Source organism: Candidatus Sarcina troglodytae (assembly GCF_015708635.1).
GTDB lineage: Bacteria > Bacillota > Clostridia > Clostridiales > Clostridiaceae > Sarcina > Sarcina ventriculi.
On sequence record NZ_CP051754.1, the window covers coordinates 1,865,356 to 1,886,295 of the forward strand.

The window sequence follows — 20,940 nt, forward strand, 5'->3', positions numbered from 1 at the left end:
TCCTTAATTATCTTTTATCATTTCAAAAAATGCCTCTAATCTCGTTTTATTTTGACCATCTTGACCGTTTCTTCTATCCACACCATCACCATCAATGCTTATTGATGGTATATTATTCTTATCTAATAAATCTTTTAAAATCATACTTCCTCCATTTGATTGTCTACATCCAAAATGGCAAAAATTTATTACTCCATCAGCATTAAACTTTTCTGAATACTTTAATATATTTTCAGCACGCCTACTGTATGGACCATTAAATTTATTTAAAATAAGCTTCTTTGCAATAGAGCCATAAATATCATCTAAATCTATTTTTTGAAGTGAATCTACATTCATATCTGATATTAAAAGTTGATTAATTTCATTTTTATCTAAAAGTGCTTTTATAGATTTACTATAAAAAGGCAATAAATGTACCCATAAAAATCTTTTTCCCGTTATTCCTTCTGGACACTTTGATATATCTTCATCTAAAAGTTTAAAAAATTTTAATGTATCTGCCCTTCCCATACCAGGATGTGTTGCAAAAATTTTATACATCTCTGATGTTAAAGTATTAGTAAAGTATCTATTTTCTAATTTTTTCAAATATAAATTATAATAATCTATTGATTTATTTTCATTTATAATAATTTCTTTTAATTTGTTTTCATTTAATTTTTTATGTAAATTATCCTCAATAAACTCAACCATTTCTTTTAGTTGCTCTTTTACATATTCTTTAGCATCTTCAGAATATTCATAAGGTATATCTATAACAAACCTTTCTATACCATAAAAATCTGAAAGACATCTAAATGTATTAACATTTCCATCACAAGCCATAGTTGTTGTTATTGCAAATTTTGGCTTTTCTATAACTCCACTTAATGCTGCACCTATAAATGTCTTATGATATGAACATAAACTATCAGCTACACCTAGTGTTTCAGCTTTGTCTATAAGTGTATCTTCAAATTTTGTTCCTGACATATATGATGATAATGCTTCTATAAGTTGAAAATTCATTCCAAAAGCATGTAAAAATTCTGTTGGCGTAAACACATTTACAAAAGCAGTATTTTGCGGGTTTTTAATTGGCTCTAAAGTAAACTTCATACAAAGTTTTGCTAAATATCTAAGAGATTTAGGAAGAGACCTATCTCCCGCTACTGCCAAAAATCCATATTCTAAGCTATATCCAAGCTTTATTAATTTTCTTACCTTTTCTGGATTATCCATATTTTTCTTTAAATAATCACTATAAGTTTTTAATAAATCCATTTTTTCTCCTTTATATGTAAAATAAATACGCTATTTATAAAAACATATTAATTATACTATCTATTTTAAAATTTAAAAATATTTTAAGAATCCTCCCACCTATTTTTAATATTTCTTAACATTTATTTTTTCTTAATTCCATAAACTCCTGTTTTCTTTTCTTTAAAAAGCGGTATATGAGGTGGATTAAATGTGCATATAACTAAGACACAAAATATCATAGCAACTATTAAAATTACAAAATGCACATCTATACCTTCAAAGTGTTTATATATGTGAAAAGATAACATTTGCCCAACAAATAAAGCCACAAGAAGAATACTTATATCAATTATAACTGATTCTTTTCCAAATGCACCTACATAAAAATAATATAAAAAAAATATTCCAATCATTGATACTACTAAAGATACCAACCCTGCTGTAAACCATCTATTTTTATCTATACCTAATTCTTGTCCTTTAATTATATAATATACACTCCACCACAATATCATTGGTAAAAATATCAATTTTAAATGTTCCCATACACTTTCATTAACTGGTGCTATAAGTCCCACTAAAACATTTTTTCTACTTAATGAATAAAAATAATGCATAAATGCACCTGCCACAAATAAAACAGGTATCCCCATATAAATCCATTGTTTTTCTAATAAGAACTCCATACTTTAAAATCCTTTTATTAACTTTATTTCCTTTATTATTATATGAGTTTATTAAAAATATATTTTATCATATGACTAAAATTATGACTAAAGTCACAATACAGAAAAATTTTAATATTTTATAATTACTTATAAAATCAAAAGATTTACTATATAAATCATTTGTTTATATAGTAAAAAGTAACGAATGGAGAATAATTTTATGTATATTAATCACAAAAATAATATTAAAAAAAGCATTATTATAAGCATATTAATAAATGCTATCTTACCTTTAATTACATATAAAATACTAATAAATCATATACCTAGCATAACTGCTCTTATAATTTCAACTACTATTCCTATAATAGATAATATATATCATATAACAAAAGAAAAGAAAATAGATATTTTTGCTAGTCTTATTATCTTAGGCTTTATCGTTGGAATAATTTCAATGTTATTTGGTGGAAGCCAAAAATTACTTCTAATTAGACAATCTTATATAACAGCTGTTATAGGAATCTTATTTCTAACATCTATGTTTTTTCCAAAACCTATGATCTATTATTTAGCAAAAAAATTTATAAATTCTCAAGATAAATATGCAAAAAACAACAAATCAACCATTGATGAAAAGTGGAAAAATCCTCATTTTAGATTTAGTATGAAATTTCTAACTTTTATATGGGGAATATGCCTTGTTTTAGAAGCTGTTTGCAATATTAGTTTAGTGTTTATTTTATCTGTTTCTAAATATATGCTAATATCACCTCTTGTATCTTATGGTTTTATAGGTTGTGCCGCATTTATAACTTTCTTTTATAGGAAAAAAATCAAATCAAAATTTTCTAGATAATTACTATAATTCAAATTTAAATCATATCATATAGAGTTTAAAGTAAAAAAATTAAATATTAATTTTTTTACTTTATCATTACATAGAAAACAAAAATTAAACTCTTTATAAAAAACAACTTTTATTACTTTGTTTATTAAAAAGTAATAAAAGTGTAATTTAAAGTCAATAATCCGTAAGAAGTTTTAAAGAACAAGTTCTAAAATATAATTGTATATATACATAAAACGTTTTAATACAAAATTTATTTAACAGCGGAGGTATTACTATGACAGAAAAGAAAATAAATCAAATTTCAATAAAACCTAAAAATAAATTACCCAATTTGCCAATTAGCACAATTTGGATGATAAGTTTTGGCTTTTTCGGAGTTCAAATGGCATTTCAATTACAAAGTTCAAATATGGGACGTATATTCCAAACCCTTGGAGCTAATCCAAATGATTTAGGCTTTTTCTTTATTTTACCACCACTAGCTGGATTAATCGTACAACCTTTAATAGGCTATTTTTCAGATAAAACATGGATTCCTAAAATTGGTCGTCGTATTCCATATTTAATAGTAGGTTCTGTGGTTGCTGTAATCGTTATGTGTTTACTACCAAACGCAGGAAGTTTTGGTTTTGGCTTTGGCTCTATGGCAGCATTGCTTTTTGGTTCAATTACTATTTTATTTATGGACTTATCATCAAACGTAGCTATGCAACCTTTTAAAATGATGGTTGGAGATATGGTTAATGAAAAACAAAAAGGCTTTGCTTATTCAATTCAAAGTTTTCTTTCAAACAGTGGTGCTGTACTAGCTAGTATTTTTCCATTTATATTGACTATAATCGGTGTTTCCAATACAGCACCTGAAGGAGTAATCCCTCAATCTGTTATAATCTCATTCTATATAGGGGCTATCATTTTGATAATTTGTAGTTTGTTTACAGTATTTAAAGTTAAAGAATATCCCCCAAAGGAATACGCTTTGTATCACGGCATCAATGAAAACGAACCCAAAGAAAAAATTAATGTTTTCAAATTACTTCTTAATGCACCAAAAGTATTTTGGACAGTTGCTATAGTTCAATTTTTTTGTTGGATGGGCTTTCAATACTTATGGACTTATGGTACTGGAGCCATTGCATTAAATGTATGGCATACAACAGAAGCATATAGTCAAGCTTATCAATCAGCTGGAAATTGGTTTGGTATTTTATCAGCAGTTCAATCTATTAGTGCTGTTTTATGGTCTCTTATCTTATCTCGTACATCTAATAGTAAAAGAAAATTTTTCTATACTCTTAGTCTTATTTTAGGTGGAGTAGGTTTTGGTTCAATATTTTTTATTCATAATGAATTTGCACTAATAATTTCATTTATATTAATAGGAATGGCTTGGGCAGGAATGATGACGTTTCCATTTACTATTTTAACTAATGCTTTATCAGGTAAAAATATAGGTATGTATCTTGGACTTTTCAATGGTAGTATTTGCTTACCACAAATTGTAGCTTCTTGTTTAAGCTTCGCACTATTTCCTTTAGTAGGTTCTTCAATGCCATCAATGCTTTTAATTTCTGGTATCTTACTAATAATTGGAGCATTATCTGTTTCAATTATTAAAGAAAATAACACTAATAACAAATAAAGTTTTATTTTCTTTATTCATAACAGTAAATAAATTTTTATATTCAACAAAAAAGAAGCTACATTTTATAGCTTCTTTTTAGTATATTAAATTATAGTATTTCTATAATAATCCCTTGATATGGCTTTAGCATTAATTCATTATTAACAAACTTCAAATCTTTATAATTATTAATCAATATCTTATACGTTTTGTTGAAATTAATTATTTGTTCTTTATTTTGATAATTTATTATTACCATTAAACATTTATTAGCTCCCTTCCTATAAAAAGCAATAACATTATCATACGCTTCTAAATCTGGTATAAATTCTCCATAAACAACAACTTCTTTATACTCATTTGATTTTCTTAAATTTATAAGTTTCTTGTAAAAACTCAACACAGAATCTTTATCATCTATTTGTAATTTCGCATTAATTTCCTTATAATTTTCATTTACTTGAAGCCACGGAGTGCCCTTTGTAAAACCAGCATTAATGCTATTATCCCATTGAAATGGCGTTCTAGCATTATCTCTGCTAAATTTATTTACAAGCCTTAAAGCTTCTTCTTTACTAAAACCTTCTTTTATAGCTCTATCATAATTTTCTATTGTAGATATATCATTAAACTTATCTATACAATCAACCTTATTATTTGTCATACCTATTTCTTGACCTTGATAAATAAAAGGTATCCCTCTACGCATAACCTCTATAATAGCCAGAGCCTTTTTACTAATATCATTACATTCCCCATCTATTATATAACGACTTGCCCCTCTTGGCTCATCATGATTTTCAATAATATTTGCCTTAAAACCAATTCCTAATGCTTCTATTTGGCTTTTAAAAATAACATCTCTTAATTGATTCGTAGTGAAATCTTTATTTAAATACCAACGATTTGATTGTTCTTGTCCTAAAACTTCCATATCAAAATCAAATATAGATGAAAAATATCCATCTTTTCCTATAAATTTATAAAGTTCACCTTCTTTAGCATTAAAAACTTCTCCAACCGTAAAAGCATCATATTTATCAAAAGTTTCTTCTTTTAATTCCTTCAGCATATCACCAATGCCTATAACTTTTTCTAACATCTTACTCATGTCACAAAGTCCATCATCTCCATCAGCTTCAAAATCTTGAAAACTCAAATCCTTCTTTATATTTATGATAGCATCTATTCTAAAACCAGCTAATCCTTTATCCAACCACCAATTAATCATTTTATATATTTCTTCTTTTACCTTTGGATTTTCCCAATTTAAATCAGGTTGCTCTTTTGCAAATGCATGAAAATAATACTTATTTGTATTAGGTATTCTTTCCCATACGCTTCCACCAAAATAAGAACGCCAGTTGCAAGGTGGTTTATTTCCTTTTCCTTCACGTATATAAAAATATTCTCCATACTCTCCATCTGGATCTTCTAAAGCTTTTCTAAACCATTCATGCTTATCTGAACAATGGTTTACTACCAAATCCATAATCACATACATATTTCTTTTTTTAGTTTCTTTTAATAACGTTTCCATATCATCCATAGTACCAAAACTTGGGTCAATATTATAATAATCAGAAATATCATACCCCTGATCAACCATAGGAGAACAATAAATGGGAGACAACCAAATTATATCAATTCCTAATTCTTTTAAATAATCTAATTTATTTATAATTCCTTTTAAATCTCCAATTCCATCTCCATTAGTATCATAAAAGCTCTTTGGATATATTTGATATGCTACTTTATCGTGCCACCACTTTTTCATAATTAAAACCTCCTAAAATTAACATTATGTATACTTATATAATAAAACATTCCACAAAAAATTTCTTACATATTATTGATTTTAAATTACATTTTTATGACATCTTCTTTATTATCTTTTCTATACTTCATAGGACTTAATCCAGTTTGCTTTTTAAATGTATTTATAAAATTCCCCATATTATTAAATCCACTTTCTAAGCATATCTGCATAATTTTCATGTCTGTTTTTTTTAACAATTCCTCACTTTTCTTAATCCTATATTCATTTATATATTGCATTGGAGATTTTCCAATAATATTTTTAAAAAATCTACAAAAATACTGTTCATTCATATTAATCTCTTTAGCTAACTCTTTCACACAAATTTTCCTTTTATAATTATTTTCAATATATAAAATAACTTTTTTTATGTACTCTATCTTATAATTATCAACATTTCCACACTCATTAACTAATAAATTATTGTTATATAAAACTGCTAAAATATTAAGTATAGCTATTTTTATCTCAATTTGAGATACCACATTTTTTTTACAATTTTCATCTATATTATTTATATTTTTTTTATATATATTTATAATTTTTTCATACTCTTTATATACATCATTCCAAAAAACATCCTTTTTGTAAATAAATCTCGGCATTTTTAATTTTCCAGTTAAAAGAGGATTGATTAACTCACTCTCAGTTAAATCAAATATATTAAAACTAAGCATTTTCAAATCAAATACTACCGCACTTTCAATACATGGATAATCTCCTTTAACTAAGTGCAATTCCTCACTATTTATAAAACAAAGACACTCATCTTCTATAATATACTTGTCCATATTTACTTCAAACCTAAATTTTCCCTTTTTAAAATGAATAATTTCCAATTCATTATGCCAATGATATTTTGCAAATAAACCATTTTGTTCATTTTCCGCTATATAAGCTGCGCAAGGAAAGTATATACTACCATGTTTTATTAGCTCTTTTAAATTAGATTTATCCATAACAAACATTCTCCTTAAGTATTACTTTAAATCTATTTACTTCACTTTTATATTTACTAAAAAAAATAAATAAGTTATACATATTAATTATAACTTATTTATTACTAAAATCTTAATTAAAAACATTTTTAATTATTTACTTAATAAAATAATATTATTCTTCGGCAGTTTTATATATTTAAAATTCTCTTCAAAAAATTCCTTTTCTAAAAGCTTTTTATCAGCTTCAAAACGAAGTTGATTTTTCTTTTCGCTATGCTCTTTTCCTAAAGAAAAATACATAGTTTGTCCAAATCTTGTTTCACTACTGCTTTCAATTGTATAAGCATATGTGTTTTCTTCCAAAGTCTTAGAATATTCAATATGATGTGCTCTTATACCTATATAGTCTACCTCATCTTTAGTAGGTAAAATTTTAACTTCTACTCCCCAATCCATAGCAAAAACTTTATCATTAGCTATTTTTCTAGCTCTTGATATATTTTTACATCCTGTTATTTTTGCAGTAGCAATATTTTTAGGTTCATTAAAAACTTTCTCTTTTCTATCTTGCCTTTTAATTTGTCCATCATCTACCACAACAATTTCTTTAGAAAGTCTATACGCCTCATCTATATCATGAGAAACTAAAAGACTAGTTGTGCTTTCTTCACTTAATATTTCTAAAAGATTTTCCTGCATATATTCCCTCAAATGATAATCAAGAGCTGAAAATGGTTCATCAAACATTAAAATTTCAGGTTTTGTAGCAAGCATTCTAGCTATTGCCACCCTTTGTTGCTGCCCTCCTGATAATTCCTTTGGATATCTATTTTCTAATCCGTTTAAGCACAATCTTTTTATCATATCACTACTCATTTTTTGTTTTTCATACTTAGAAGCTCTTATCATCCCAGAAAATATATTTTCCCTAACGGTCATATGAGGAAATAATGCATAATTTTGAAATAGATACCCTATATTTCTCTCTCTAGGCTGTAAATTAATTTTCTTTTTACTATCAAACAACACTCTATCATTTAAAACTATTATTCCTTCATCAGGTTTTATAATTCCTGCAATAGCTTTTAACATCATACTCTTTCCTGAACCTGATTTTCCCAAAATCCCAACTCTATTATTGTCAGTTTCCAAAGTAATATCTAAAGTAAAGTTTTTTAGATATTTTTTTATATCTATATATAACATTTGTCCTCCACGTATATTAAAATAAGTATTGTTTACACATTTATTTCATAACTTTTATAAGATAATCTATTTATAAAAAATATACTAAGGAATGATATAGCAACTATAAATAAAACCCATATCATTGCACCTTTCATATCCCCACCTTGAGATAAAAAATAAATCGAAATCGGCATAGTTACTGTTTTTCCTGGAATTGCCCCTGCAAGCATAAGTGTCGCTCCAAATTCACCAAGTGCTCTTGCAAAACCTAAAACAATTCCTCCAAGTATTCCTGGCCAAGCTATAGGAAATGCTATTTTCCAAAAAACTCTTCTTTCACTCATCCCTAAAGTTCTAGCCACATTTAAAACATTATTATCAATTTGCTCTAATGCCCCTCTAGTTGTTCTATAAATAATGGGAAAACATACAACAGTAGCTGCTACAACAGTAGCACTCCATGAAAATATAATCTGTATTCCAATATTATAAAGAAAACTCCCTACAATTCCTCTTTTTCCTAAAATGATAAGCAAGAAAAAACCTACTACTGTAGGAGGTAAAACCATAGGCAGAATAAATATTGCATCTATAATTCCTTTTAACTTTTTATTACAAAGCATTACTAATCGTGCTCCATAAATTCCTAGTATAAATGCTATTATTGTTGAAATTGTAGTTGTTTTAAGCGAAATCCACAAAGGCGATAAATCATTCAATAAAAGCACCCTTTCTTTATTTTTTAATTATTAATTAATCTTAACTTTTACTTTGTTGTAAATCCATAACTTTTAAAAATGTCTTTACTTTCATCTGAATTTAAAAAATTTATAAATTCTTTTGCTTCTTCAGGATTTTTACTATCTTTTATAACAGCAACTGGATAAACTATAGGATCGTGACTATTTTCTGGAGCCTCACAAACTATATTTACATTGCTCGAACCCTTAGCATCTGTTTCATAAACTACACCTGCATCTACATTTCCAGTTTCAACCCAAGTTAAAACCTCTTTTACATCTTTAGCATAAACAACTTTTCCAGAATTTTTCACACTATCTAATATTCCAATACTGTTTAAAATCTGTTCAGTATATTGTCCAACAGGAACTGTACTTGGCTCGCCAAATCCAATTTGTGATACTTTATTACTATTTAAATCTTCAAAAGATGTTAAATCTGCTTTATCCTTAGGTGTTATTAATACAACTTTATTAGTTAATAAATCCATTTTAGTTGAATCTAAAAGAAGTCCTTTACTCTCTAAAGCATCCATCTGCTTAGCCCCTGCTGAAATAAATACATCTGTTGGAGAACCCTGCTCTATTTGTTGCTGAAGAGAACCTGAGCCCCCATAAGTAAATACTAAATCTATATTTTTATGCTTTTCCTCAAAAACACTCTCTATATCAGTAGTTGCTTCTTTTAAACTAGCAGCAGCTGCAACAACCACCTCTTTTTTCTCAGTATTATCTAAGCTTTCTTCCTTTACTGAAGCTGTTGAACATCCCGTCAATACAGTTGCTGTAAGAACTAAACCAAACAAAAACATAGTTGTTATTTTTTTTGCTTTCAAATCCATCTCCTCCTAAAATTTTAATTATTATTTGAATTTATCATTACCAGTCTAATATAACCATTTTTACTTTAATTGTAAATAGTTTTTGAACTTTATTCATTAAAGTTTTAAAATTATTATAAATAATTAATAAATTATACAATTTATGGATTTTTATAAAACAAAAAGGCCTAGAAAACAATTTTTCTAGACCTTTTTTACAAAATTAATCTACCATCATCATTACTGAAGTAGCTTTTATAACAGCATAAGCTTCTGAACCTATCTTTAAACCTAATTCTTTAATTGAACCCATTGATATAGTTGAAGTAATAATTTCTCCACCCTTAGTTTCCAAGCTTACAATACCATTTACAGCCCCTTCTTTAATATCAACTACTTTTCCTTTTAATTGATTTCTAGCACTAAGCTTCATTAATCTTACCTCCAAAATGCCTGCTAATAATTTAATTAATTATACTTAGATTATTGCTCTATTTGCTAAAATATATACATATGATTTAAAATATTGTTTTTTTATAATTTTTAACCTTAATATTCTATAATGATTTTGCCCATTTTACAGCTTTATCAATATTATTTGCTGTATCTTTTTTCAAAGGATCTACAAAATCCATAGTACTTATAACTTTACAATTTGGACTAAACTTTTTAAATTTCTCAAAACATTTATCAGCTCCACCACCGGCATGACAAGCAAATAAAGCTACTTTCCTTCCATCTAAATTATTTTCCTTTAAAAAGGTTCTAATTGCAGGTGAAAAAGTTCCAGCCCAAACAGGAGTCCCTATAACTAATAAATCGTAATCTAAATTATTATCATAGGCTTCAAGTTCTGGCTTTTCTTTCATTAAAACACTAGTTCCACCCCATAAATATTTTTTAAATCCACTATTGGCATAATGTTTTTTAGGTTTTAACTCAACAATATCTCCATTAAGACTTTTAGCTACTTCCTCCGCTATAAGTTTTGAATTTCCTTCTAAGGAATAAAAAATCACTTTTACTCTCACAATATTTTCCTCCATTCATTTTATATTATTACCATATAAAATTATTATATAATTAATTTTACCTTAAATAGAAATATATAATATATATTTTTTTAATTACAATAAAATAATTAATTGTATTTGCATTTTATTAATGTTATATTAATTGATATATAATAACTAACTACTTATCTTTTTATATTATACAATTCAAAAAGTAAGTATTATATTTTAGGAGGAAAAATGGCTGACTTACAAAAGAAATATAATTGTCCACTAGAATTAACTATGGATTTAATCGGTGGAAAATGGAAATTAATAATACTTTGGCATCTTCTTGATGGTTCTAAAAGGTTTAGTCAACTAAATCGCTTAATGCCTAACATCACGCAAAAAATGTTAACTACTCAACTTAGAGAACTAGAAGAAAAAGGATTAATAAACAGACATGTATATCCTCAAGTACCACCAAAGGTTGAATATTCCCTTACAGAACAAGGATATAGCCTTAAGCACATATTAAATGATATTTGTTCATGGTCTACTTCATATGCTAAAGATAATGAAATACAAATATCTAATATTGATTAATATTTTTAAATTATTAATTAAAATTAAAATATAATTTATTTCATTTAAAGAACCTTCTCAAAAGAGAAGGTCTTATAGTGGGAATTTATATTAATTTTTATTTCTTCTTTGTTCTACAAATTTAACAAATAAGTCTACTGTACTTGCTTCTTGGTGATTAAAGAATAAACTCTTTCCAGTATCCAAATTTTTAATTGTTTCCATATCCTCTTCTGATAATTTAAAATCAAATATATTAAAGTTTTCTTCCATTCTTTCTACATGAGTAGATTTTGCTAATGCAACTACACCCCTTTGGATTAACCATCTTAAGATAACTTGTGCAACACTTTTTCCATACTTAGCTCCAATGTTCTTTAAAACCTCATTATCAAACATATTGTTTCTACCTTCTCCGAATGGAGCCCATGCTTCAATTTGAATATTATTTTTAATCATATTTTCTTGCGCAAAAATTTGTTGATTTAATGGATTTACCTCAACTTGATTTACTTGAGGAGCAATCTCATTAAAAGCAGCTATATCTGATAATCTATCTGGATAAAAATTACTTACACCAATAGCTTTAAGTTTTCCTTCTTTATATAAATCTTCTAATGCATGATATGCACCATAATAATCACTAAATGGTTGATGTAATAAAACTAAATCTAAGTAATCAACCTTTAATTTTTTCATTAATTTTAGAACGCAAAGTAATCCTTAATGAGCAAAAACATATTATATTGAATAAAATCAAAAAATTACAAGAATCTATAGATTATATAGAACAAAAACAACAATTCTACAACGATGTACTAAATGGAAAAATTAATTATTATAGTAATCTTATAAATGTTACAGAAAAATAAAAAATTGTGGAATGAGAATAAACATTCTCATTCCACAATTTAATATAAGTAACTACATATTATTTTTTAATTAACTTAACTACTGTTTCAACATGAGGAGTATTTGGGAACATATCCATTAATAATGTTTTTTCAACTTTGTATCCATTGCCCTCAAGTACGCTTAAATCAACTACTAAAGATTTTGGATTGCATGAAACATATACTATTTCCTTTGCATCAAATTTTATAACATAATCCAATGCTTTTGGATGAACTCCACTTCTTGGTGGATCTAAAATTATAACATCTGGCTTTTCTTTAATTGTTTTTATAGCCTCAGCAACATCTCCTGCTATAAATTTACAATTATTTAATCCATTTAGTTTTGCATTTTCATTAGCCGCTATAACAGCCTCTTCTATAAGTTCAATTCCTATAACTTTTTTAGCTTTTCCTGCTGCTATTTGACCAATTGTTCCTGTTCCACAATAAAGGTCAAATACAACTTTATTATCTGCACTCCCCATAAAATCTCTAACTATACTATAAAGCTTTTCTGCACCTAGAGAATTTGTTTGAAAAAATGAAAATGGTGATATTTTAAAATTTAATCCTAAAAGATTTTCTGTTATAAAGTCTTCCCCATAAAGAACATTTAATTTATCACATATTACAGCTTCAGAAAACGAATCATTTTCTGTATGTAATATAGATTTTAAAACTCCCTTATAACTTGCTTTCTTTAAAATATTAACATATTCAGTTAAATCAAAATTAATTTGAGTAGTTGTAACTAAATTTATAAGTATTTCACCAGTTTTTACTGATTTTCTAACTATAAGATTTCTTAAATATCCTGTTCTTGGCATTATTTTGTAAAAAGGAAGTTCTTTTTCTCTAAAATACCTAACAGTTAAATCTAATATTTGTCTAAAATCAGCATCTACTAAAAGGCAACCATCAACATTTACTATTCCAAAAGGATTTCCTTTTAAATGCATTCCAAGTGTAAGCTCTCCACCTTTTTCCATGTCTCCAAAGGTAAATTCCATTTTATTTCTATACTCCCATGTTACAGGGCTAGTTTCTATACCTAAAAATTCTCCAGTTTGTACATTTCCTTGTTTAAACAAATCTAAAACTTGTTCTACTTTAAATTCTAATTGCTTTTCGTAAGGAACTGTTTGAGATGAACATCCTCCACAAAATTCAAAATGAGGGCATTTTGTATCTATTTCATACTCAGCTCTCTCAACTACCTCATTAACCTTTATCTCTGCATAGTCTTTTTTCTTTTTAGATACTCTACCTAAAACTTTTTGTCCTGGGAATGAATTTTTTGCATATACTTTTAAACCTTCACAGAATCCATATCCCTTCGATGGGAACTCCATCTTTTCAATTAATACCTCTATATTGCTACCTTTTTTCATTTTTTTCCATCCTTATTTATATATTAGTTTTCCTCCTAATGTTTCTCCAAGTGGTGATGCCTTCATTATAGGTCTGTATAAAATATTAATTATTACATATGCAATTAATAATACACTTGCAACACTTATTATATAATAACCTGCAAATGATAGTATTGCTGCAAAAATAAATACAATCATAAGTGATATTAATATTATTATAATTTGATCAATCACTTGAGCAACTAACATTCTTAATAGCCCATTTTCTTCTTCTAACATAGTCACCCTCCCATTTCTTATTATGAATTATTCTTATATAATACTACAATTAAATACTTATGTAAAACATAGAAATACTGCAAACATGGGGTTTAACAATTCCTCATATACAATTTTTTATTTAAATGCATAAGACCTATATAATTTTAATTAATAGTTATACTCTCCTTTAACTTTTCAACAGTTTTCTCGCCAATTCCATCAACATTTTTTAATTCATCTACATCTTTAAATCCACCTATACTATCTCTATAGCTAATAATTGCCTGTGCTTTTGATTCCCCAATTCCTGATAATTTCATTAAATCATCTCTTGATGCTCTATTTATATTTATCTTCTCATCTTTATTTTGTGATAATGATATAGACTCTTTTATTCCATTATTTAATTCATCAATGCTTTGTACATTTTCTTCATCCATTATATTTCCTATAACTATACATTGTCCATCTACTAAAACTGAAGCTTTATTTATATTTTTATCATCTCCAAAAGGAGTTAATCCTCCTGCTAAATCTATAAGTTCATAAATCCTACTTCCTTCATTTAATGTATAGACATTAGGATTATTAACTTCACCTTTAATTTCAACTATTATTTTATTGTTATTTTCAGTATTAATTGAGTTGTTCTCTTCACTATAAAGATTTTTTTTATCATCCATATCTGATTCTACAAATATTTTTTCTAAATCATCTTTAGAGATATTTTGTGGTCTTGTATTTACATAACCGAAAACTAAAAATATAGCTATTATTCCTAAAAGAACAATACTTCCTACTATTTTATCTTTATTTTTCAAAAAATAATTCCTCCTAAATATAATTATTACAATATGATTATTAACACAATTTCTTATTTCTAACATTTATATTTAGGATATTACTTTTTCACTCTACTCTTATTTTAATACGTTAATAAGAGTGCCTATATTTTCTATTGATATCTTTATCTCATCTCCTGATTTTAACCATTGCTTATTAGGATTTGTATCTCCTAGTATTACACCTCCTGGAGTTCCTGTAAAAATTATATCCCCTGGTTTTAAAGTTATATATTTTGAAACATAACTTACAATTGAATAACAATCGAAAATCATATCCTTAGTGCTAGCTAACTGTCTAACTTCACCATTAACTTCGCATTTTACTTCTAAATTGCTTATATTTAACTCATCTTTACTAACTATTATAGGTCCAACTGGAGTAAATTTATCAATCACTTTACCTAGTGTCCACTGACTAGTTAAAAATTGTAATTCTCTACTTGTTAAATCATTTCCTATACTGTACCCAAATATATATTCATCAGCATTTTCTCTCTTTATATTTTTACCTTCTTTACCTATAACAATAATTAACTCTGCTTCATAATCAAATTCATGTAAATCCTTTGGCAATTCTATTTTTTCTTCATGTGCAGCTAAAGAACTATTAAACTTACTAAAAATCACAGGTTCTTTTGGTATATCTATATTGCATTCCTCTCTATGTGTAAGATAATTTAAACCAACACACAGTATCTTTTCTGGATTCATTACACAAGGTGCATACACAATATTATTTTTATCTAATCCATCTTCATTTTCTTTACATAAATTTTCTATTTTCTTTATACTGCTACTATCATTTAATACTTCTTCCATTGTAATAGGTACGTCAGCATTATATTTTAGCGCTATCTTTTCTACATCTATTATTTTATTTTCTTTTTCAATTCCTAATTTTATTTTCCCGTCGTCAACAAAATTTAATAATCTCATTTTTATCTGCTCCTTTAGTTAATTTAAAATTAATCTACTTTTCTCTGTATATCATATAAAATATTAAACTAAATTTATTATAAAACAATCAAAATAAAAAAACAGCCCAAAATTTTAGACTGTTTTTTATCAATCTTTATTTTAACCTTTGAATCAATTCTTCTATATCATAAGGAAGGTTTGCTCTTAAACTTAATTTTTCTTTAGTCTTAGGGCTGTAAAAATCAAGACCATATGCATGCAATGCTTGCCTTTTTATATAATCTTTATCCTCTGTCCCATAAAGACTATCTCCAAATATAGGATGCCCTAAACTGCTTAAATGAACCCTTATTTGATGAGTTCTACCAGTTTCTAATAAACATTCAACTAAATCTGCATTTTTAAAGCTTTTAATTACCTTATAATGTGTTATACTCTCTTGACCTCTAGGGTCTACTATCCTCTTTATAGAATCTAATGATTCTCTATAAATTGGAGCATTTATAGTTCCTTCTTTTTGTTTTAGATTTCCATGAACTATAGCTAAATATCTTTTTTGAAATTTATCAGTTTTCATCTCGCTAGATAACATCATGTGAGCATACTGATTTTTCCCAATTATTATAAGACCTGATGTATTCATATCTAATCTACTCACCAAACGAACTATACATTGTTGATTAGTTTCCTTAAAATAATAAAGTATACCATTTGCTAAAGTTCCTGTTTGATGACTTTTTGTTGGATGAACAACCATAAAAGGTGCTTTATTTAAAACCAATATATCTTCATCCTCATAAACTACATCTAAAGGTATGTTTTCGGGCTCAATATTTTGCGACTCTTCTTTAGATAAATTAACCTCTACTTCCTCATTACCATCTAAAACGTAATTCATCTTAACAGCTATACCATTTACTTTTATTCTTTTTTCTATAGCAGCTGACTTAATAAATCTTGACGATAAATTTAACTCTTCTTTTAAAAACTCTCTTATCTTTCTTTTATGAAATTCATTAGTTACTTTGCTTTTTAAAACACTCATTTTTACTTTGTTTCTCCAACTTTTTTATAATCTTTACCAAGAGCAATAACTACATCATATTCTTTATCTTTATCAAAACTACTTGGCATATTTTTTTCTACCTTATAATAACCAAAATCTTTTAGGATAAGTCCTTTATATTTCTCATCATTAAAATATATTTCTGTTTTATTTAACTCATTCGTTCCTGAAACAGATATATTACTATATCCTAAACTCTCAAGCTTATCTTTCGCCTCTAATGCTAATCCCTTTATTTTGGTACAATTTATAATTTTAATTTTAATTGTATTTTTATAAGCCAATGCATTTAACGACTCTAAATTTTCATAAGTTGTATCTAATGACTCTATTTGTGATTTATCATATAAGAAATAAGATATTCCATCAACTTCCTTAACTTCACCCTTTAATGTAGTAACTATTATATCTTCTTTATCCATTTTTGCAAATGATAATCCATAAGCCATTATTTGATTTAATGATAAGTCTGTTTGTACATTGTCTTTTATAATTTTAAATATTTCATTAACATTACTTATACTACTAAAAGACATAACTTTCTCAATAATTTTATCTATTAACAGTTTTTGATTTTCAATTCTATCTGTATCATCTAAATAAATATTTTCGGTATCATTATTATTTCTCCATCTAAAAAACTCTTCAGCCTTTTCTCCATTTAAATGAACAGTTTCTCCAGCTTTAAAATTTATATTAAGATTCTTTTCAATATCATCATAATACATATCCTGTTCTATACAAATATCAATTCCACCCATAGCATCTATTATTTTTCTAAAACCATTTAAATTTACTTTTATTATTCCATCTAATGATATGTTATTTAACATATCCTCTATACTATTTTTAACAAGAGTTTCTCCTCCAGTTTTATATATATACCTTAATTTCATATTGCTATTTTCATAAGGAATTAAAGTATCCCTTGGAAATGATATTATCTGACAATTTTGCGTTTTCAAATTATAATTAACTAAAAATGTACTATCTAATTCTCCTACACTATCCTTAAAATCTTCACTATCTATTCCTAAAAGCAAAACTGTTAAAGTATCATCTAAAGTTTCACTTTGCATTGCACTAGTTAAATTTTTATTGAAAATATGCACAGAATTCATAAACATAATGATTACAAAAATAATAAAAGATATTATATATACTTTCTTTCTTCCTTTGTTTAAATTTTGAAAAATATTTATTAACCTCTCCAAAACTCCCATATTCTACCCCATACTAGATACCAAACCCACTATCTCTATTTATTCTTTATCTCTAGTAATAAGTAATTTCTCGCATTTATTGTATCTATGTGTATAAGTTGCCTCTCCTTTAATAGATGAAGCATAGTATTTTCTATACCCATAAATACGCCATTATCTAAATCTTTAAATACCACTTCTCTAATTTTATCTACACCCTCATATTTTCTATTTGGTTCAACATAATCTGCTATATATATTATTTTTTCTAAAGTAGTCATATTTTCTTTTCCTGTTGTATGATACTTAACTGCATTTAAAATATCTATATCTTCTATGCCCATAATTTCTTTTGCTAAAATTGCTCCTACAGCACCGTGTAATATTTGAGGAGAATTTAAAAGATATTTATCCATTTTAACTCCATTATTTTTTAAGATTTCAAACTGTTTATCCTTTGGCATACACTTTGCCATATCATGAATAAGAGCTGCTATTTTCGCTTTTTCTTCATCTACATTATTCATTTTTGCTAATTTTATCGCAGTTTCCACAACACCTAATGTATGAATATATCTAGCTTCATTTATATTTTTTTTAAGATAATCATGAATTTTATCTTCTGTCCACATAAATTACTTCTCCTTTAAATATAAATTTTCTCTTTGTATAATAGATAAAACATCCTCTGGCATAAAAAATCTAACCTCTAAACCATTTTTTATTCTCTCTCTTATTAAACTAGAACTTATATCTAATTCAAGCAAATCTAAAAATATTATATTAGTATTATATTTTTTTTCTACCTTTATCTTTTCCTTTAAAATACTCTCTTTGCTAAATCCAGGTCTATTAAAAACAACAAAATTACAATACTTCATTATCTGATCAACATTTTTCCAAAGATGCAAATCTATTAAACAATCAGCTCCTGTTATAAAATAAAGCTCAACTTCACCTAAACTCTGCTTTAAATATTTTAAAGTTTCATACGTAAAACTTAAACCCTGTTTTTCTATTTCATAATAATTTATAGCAAAAAAGCTATATGGGGCTATAGCTTTTTTTATCATATCACATCTTATTTTATCATCCGTTATGTTTTTGCCCCTTTTATGAGGAGGATTTCCATTTGGCATAAATATTACTTCATCTAGTCCTAATTTTTTATATGCCTCATACGCTATATAAATATGACCATTATGAATTGGATCAAATGTTCCTCCAATAATTCCTATTTTTTTCATATTATCTTGAATTTTTAACAGGAAGTTCTATTTTAGGTTTCTTAGTTGATTGTTTAAAAAGGACTATTTTACTTCCTATTGCTTGAATCCCTTCACAACCTAATTGTTCACATATATAATTTGAAGCTTCTCTTGTCTCTAAACCACTATTTTCTAAGACTTTTATCTTTATAAGTTCTCTAGCTTCTAATGCATCTTTAACTTGTTTTAAAAAATTTTCTTCTATTCCACCTTTTCCAATTTGGAATATTGGTGATAAATCATTCGCTAATCCTCTTAAATAAGCTCTTTGTTTAGTTGTTATCATATAAATTTCTCCTTTTATCTTATAGCATATATTCAAATTCAAAGTCATTTACTCTTACTACATCACCATCTTCTATTCCCATTTCTCTAAGCTCGTCAAATATTCCTTTATTTTTAAGAACTTTATGGAAATACCTTAAAGAATCTGGCTCATTTACATTAACTGCTAAAAGCAATCTATCTACAAATGTACCTTCAACTACAAATACTTTTAATCCATCCTCTTCAACTTCATTAATTGTATAAGTAAATCTCTTTTCTTCTGGTATAAATCTTTCATCATCTGCGATTTCTAAATCAGTTAATGGTATTTCTTTAAGAAGTTTAGAAGCTTCTTGCATAACAGCTTCTATTCCCTGTGATGTGGCTGCTGACATTTTAAATACCTTATTATATCCCATTTCTTGTACAGCCTTTTTAAAATTTTCATAAACACTCTCATCATATAACATGTCGCATTTATTAGCTACAACTATTTGAGGTCTATCCCATAGCTTTACATTATATTTTTTAAGCTCTTCATTTATTTTTTTAAAGTCTTCAATAGGATCTCTTCCTTCTAACCCTGATATATCAACCACATGAATCAAAAGTCTTGTTCTCTCTATATGTCTTAAAAAATCTATTCCTAAACCAACACCCTCAGATGCTCCTTCAATTATTCCTGGAATATCTGCCATTACAAAAGGCTCTATTCCTTTTACCGCAACAACTCCAAGATTAGGTTTTAATGTTGTAAAATGATAATTAGCTATCTTTGGCTTTGCCTTAGTTACTACTGAAAGGAAAGTTGATTTTCCTACGTTTGGAAAACCTAAAAGTCCAACATCAGCTAAAAGCTTAAGTTCTAAACCAACCCATCTTTCTTCTCCTGGCATACCAGGTTCTGCAAAATTAGGTGCTTGTCTTGTTGGGGTTGCAAATTTTACATTTCCTTTGCCACCTTTACCACCTCTACAAACTACAAATTCATCATCACTATGAGAAAGATCTGCCATTATTTTATTAGTCTCTATATCTCTTATTATTGTTCCCATTGGAACTTTAATAATAAGCTTAGATCCATCTTTTCCGTAGCATTTAGATCCTTCCCCATTTGTACCTTTATCGGCTACAAATTTCTTTTTATATTTAAAATCTAAAAGCGTAGTGATATTAGTATCGACTTTAAAGACTACATCTCCACCTCTACCACCATCACCACCATCTGGGCCTCCAAGTGGTACATATTTTTCTCTTCTAAAAGAAATACAACCATGTCCACCATCCCCTGATTTAACAAAAATCTTGGCCGTATCTATAAACATATGTCTATCATCCTTTCTTCTAAATGTTAAAAAACAA

Annotated in this window: 24 protein-coding genes; 4 read left to right on the forward strand and 20 right to left on the reverse strand. The window is 26.9% G+C overall.

The genetic code is table 11. The features are described 5' to 3' along the window. Window positions 1-3: 3 nt before the first annotated feature. Both HH195_RS08480 and HH195_RS08485 read right to left on the reverse strand, forming a co-directional pair. Window positions 4-1,266 carry a 2-hydroxyacyl-CoA dehydratase subunit D gene (locus tag HH195_RS08480; protein WP_196370834.1) on the reverse strand — a complete coding sequence of 421 codons (1,263 nt, stop codon included), beginning with the start codon at window positions 1,264-1,266 and terminating at the stop codon, window positions 4-6. A gap of 122 nt (window positions 1,267-1,388) precedes the next feature. Beyond that, window positions 1,389-1,934: a DUF6512 family protein gene (locus tag HH195_RS08485; RefSeq protein ID WP_055259428.1), complete on the reverse strand. Its 546-nt coding sequence runs from the start codon at window positions 1,932-1,934 to the stop codon at window positions 1,389-1,391. Window positions 1,935-2,136: 202 nt separating this feature from the next. Between HH195_RS08485 and HH195_RS08490 the strand changes: the two genes are divergently transcribed. Both HH195_RS08490 and HH195_RS08495 read left to right on the forward strand, forming a co-directional pair. Then, window positions 2,137-2,775, forward strand: coding sequence for a VC0807 family protein (locus tag HH195_RS08490; RefSeq protein WP_196370836.1), 639 nt, complete (start codon window positions 2,137-2,139; stop codon window positions 2,773-2,775). A gap of 268 nt (window positions 2,776-3,043) precedes the next feature. Then, window positions 3,044-4,411, forward strand: coding sequence for an SLC45 family MFS transporter (locus HH195_RS08495; RefSeq protein WP_055259432.1), 1,368 nt, complete (start codon window positions 3,044-3,046; stop codon window positions 4,409-4,411). 91 nt (window positions 4,412-4,502) lie between these two features. Here HH195_RS08495 and HH195_RS08500 read toward each other — a convergent pair whose 3' ends face one another. The 7 genes from HH195_RS08500 to HH195_RS08530 form a co-directional block, all read right to left on the reverse strand. Continuing rightward, on the reverse strand, window positions 4,503-6,170 hold the full coding sequence (locus HH195_RS08500; protein WP_196370838.1) for an alpha-glucosidase: 1,668 nt from the start codon (window positions 6,168-6,170) through the stop codon (window positions 4,503-4,505). 86 nt (window positions 6,171-6,256) lie between these two features. Continuing rightward, window positions 6,257-7,171: a helix-turn-helix domain-containing protein gene (locus HH195_RS08505; protein ID WP_196370840.1), complete on the reverse strand. Its 915-nt coding sequence runs from the start codon at window positions 7,169-7,171 to the stop codon at window positions 6,257-6,259. A 132-nt stretch (window positions 7,172-7,303) separates the two neighbouring features. Next, entirely contained in the window at window positions 7,304-8,359 is a 1,056-nt protein-coding gene (locus tag HH195_RS08510) for a sulfate/molybdate ABC transporter ATP-binding protein (RefSeq protein ID WP_196370843.1), read from the reverse strand. Between the two features lie 32 nt (window positions 8,360-8,391). Next, window positions 8,392-9,069: a molybdate ABC transporter permease subunit gene (modB, locus tag HH195_RS08515; protein ID WP_196370851.1), complete on the reverse strand. Its 678-nt coding sequence runs from the start codon at window positions 9,067-9,069 to the stop codon at window positions 8,392-8,394. 38 nt (window positions 9,070-9,107) lie between these two features. Beyond that, window positions 9,108-9,917 carry a molybdate ABC transporter substrate-binding protein gene (gene modA / locus HH195_RS08520; RefSeq protein ID WP_243278496.1) on the reverse strand — a complete coding sequence of 270 codons (810 nt, stop codon included), beginning with the start codon at window positions 9,915-9,917 and terminating at the stop codon, window positions 9,108-9,110. Window positions 9,918-10,125: 208 nt separating this feature from the next. After that, window positions 10,126-10,335: a TOBE domain-containing protein gene (locus HH195_RS08525; RefSeq protein ID WP_055259441.1), complete on the reverse strand. Its 210-nt coding sequence runs from the start codon at window positions 10,333-10,335 to the stop codon at window positions 10,126-10,128. A gap of 124 nt (window positions 10,336-10,459) precedes the next feature. Continuing rightward, window positions 10,460-10,933, reverse strand: a complete 474-nt coding sequence (locus tag HH195_RS08530; RefSeq protein ID WP_055259443.1) for a flavodoxin family protein — start codon at window positions 10,931-10,933, stop codon at window positions 10,460-10,462. Window positions 10,934-11,155: 222 nt separating this feature from the next. Here HH195_RS08530 and HH195_RS08535 point away from each other — a divergent pair, with 222 nt between their 5' ends. Then, window positions 11,156-11,503 carry a winged helix-turn-helix transcriptional regulator gene (locus HH195_RS08535; protein ID WP_196370855.1) on the forward strand — a complete coding sequence of 116 codons (348 nt, stop codon included), beginning with the start codon at window positions 11,156-11,158 and terminating at the stop codon, window positions 11,501-11,503. A gap of 90 nt (window positions 11,504-11,593) precedes the next feature. On the opposite strand, the gene HH195_RS08540 is transcribed toward HH195_RS08535, so the two are convergent. Then, window positions 11,594-12,181 carry an aldo/keto reductase gene (locus HH195_RS08540; RefSeq protein ID WP_196370857.1) on the reverse strand — a complete coding sequence of 196 codons (588 nt, stop codon included), beginning with the start codon at window positions 12,179-12,181 and terminating at the stop codon, window positions 11,594-11,596. A 47-nt stretch (window positions 12,182-12,228) separates the two neighbouring features. Here HH195_RS08540 and HH195_RS12665 point away from each other — a divergent pair, with 47 nt between their 5' ends. Further along, on the forward strand, window positions 12,229-12,354 hold the full coding sequence (locus HH195_RS12665) for a hypothetical protein (RefSeq protein ID WP_256437741.1): 126 nt from the start codon (window positions 12,229-12,231) through the stop codon (window positions 12,352-12,354). Between the two features lie 59 nt (window positions 12,355-12,413). Here HH195_RS12665 and rlmD read toward each other — a convergent pair whose 3' ends face one another. The 10 genes from rlmD to obgE all read right to left on the reverse strand — a co-directional run bounded on the left by rlmD (window position 12,414) and on the right by obgE (window position 20,903). Further along, the gene (gene rlmD, locus HH195_RS08545; RefSeq protein WP_196370859.1) at window positions 12,414-13,769 is read right to left on the reverse strand and encodes a 23S rRNA (uracil(1939)-C(5))-methyltransferase RlmD; all 1,356 of its coding nucleotides are present in this window, start codon (window positions 13,767-13,769) and stop codon (window positions 12,414-12,416) included. Window positions 13,770-13,781: 12 nt separating this feature from the next. After that, a complete protein-coding gene (locus HH195_RS08550) occupies window positions 13,782-14,030 on the reverse strand; it encodes a hypothetical protein (RefSeq protein WP_055259453.1) in 249 nt (82 codons plus the stop codon). A 146-nt stretch (window positions 14,031-14,176) separates the two neighbouring features. Beyond that, window positions 14,177-14,833, reverse strand: a complete 657-nt coding sequence (locus HH195_RS08555; RefSeq protein WP_196370860.1) for a helix-hairpin-helix domain-containing protein — start codon at window positions 14,831-14,833, stop codon at window positions 14,177-14,179. A gap of 99 nt (window positions 14,834-14,932) precedes the next feature. After that, window positions 14,933-15,793, reverse strand: coding sequence for a fumarylacetoacetate hydrolase family protein (locus tag HH195_RS08560; protein WP_196370861.1), 861 nt, complete (start codon window positions 15,791-15,793; stop codon window positions 14,933-14,935). A 136-nt stretch (window positions 15,794-15,929) separates the two neighbouring features. Further along, a complete protein-coding gene (locus HH195_RS08565; RefSeq protein ID WP_055259459.1) occupies window positions 15,930-16,820 on the reverse strand; it encodes an RluA family pseudouridine synthase in 891 nt (296 codons plus the stop codon). 2 nt (window positions 16,821-16,822) lie between these two features. After that, window positions 16,823-17,968 (reverse strand): LCP family protein, encoded by a 1,146-nt coding sequence (locus HH195_RS08570; protein WP_196370862.1) that lies wholly within the window; start codon window positions 17,966-17,968, stop codon window positions 16,823-16,825. A 131-nt stretch (window positions 17,969-18,099) separates the two neighbouring features. Then, complete coding sequence (gene yqeK / locus HH195_RS08575) at window positions 18,100-18,675, reverse strand: bis(5'-nucleosyl)-tetraphosphatase (symmetrical) YqeK (protein ID WP_055259462.1); 576 nt, start codon at window positions 18,673-18,675, stop codon at window positions 18,100-18,102. 3 nt (window positions 18,676-18,678) lie between these two features. Then, window positions 18,679-19,290: a nicotinate-nucleotide adenylyltransferase gene (gene nadD / locus HH195_RS08580; RefSeq protein ID WP_055259464.1), complete on the reverse strand. Its 612-nt coding sequence runs from the start codon at window positions 19,288-19,290 to the stop codon at window positions 18,679-18,681. A 1-nt stretch (window position 19,291) separates the two neighbouring features. After that, complete coding sequence (gene yhbY / locus HH195_RS08585) at window positions 19,292-19,597, reverse strand: ribosome assembly RNA-binding protein YhbY (protein ID WP_055259625.1); 306 nt, start codon at window positions 19,595-19,597, stop codon at window positions 19,292-19,294. A 19-nt stretch (window positions 19,598-19,616) separates the two neighbouring features. After that, the gene (obgE, locus tag HH195_RS08590) at window positions 19,617-20,903 is read right to left on the reverse strand and encodes a GTPase ObgE (RefSeq protein WP_058992633.1); all 1,287 of its coding nucleotides are present in this window, start codon (window positions 20,901-20,903) and stop codon (window positions 19,617-19,619) included. Between the last annotated feature and the right edge of the window lie 37 nt (window positions 20,904-20,940).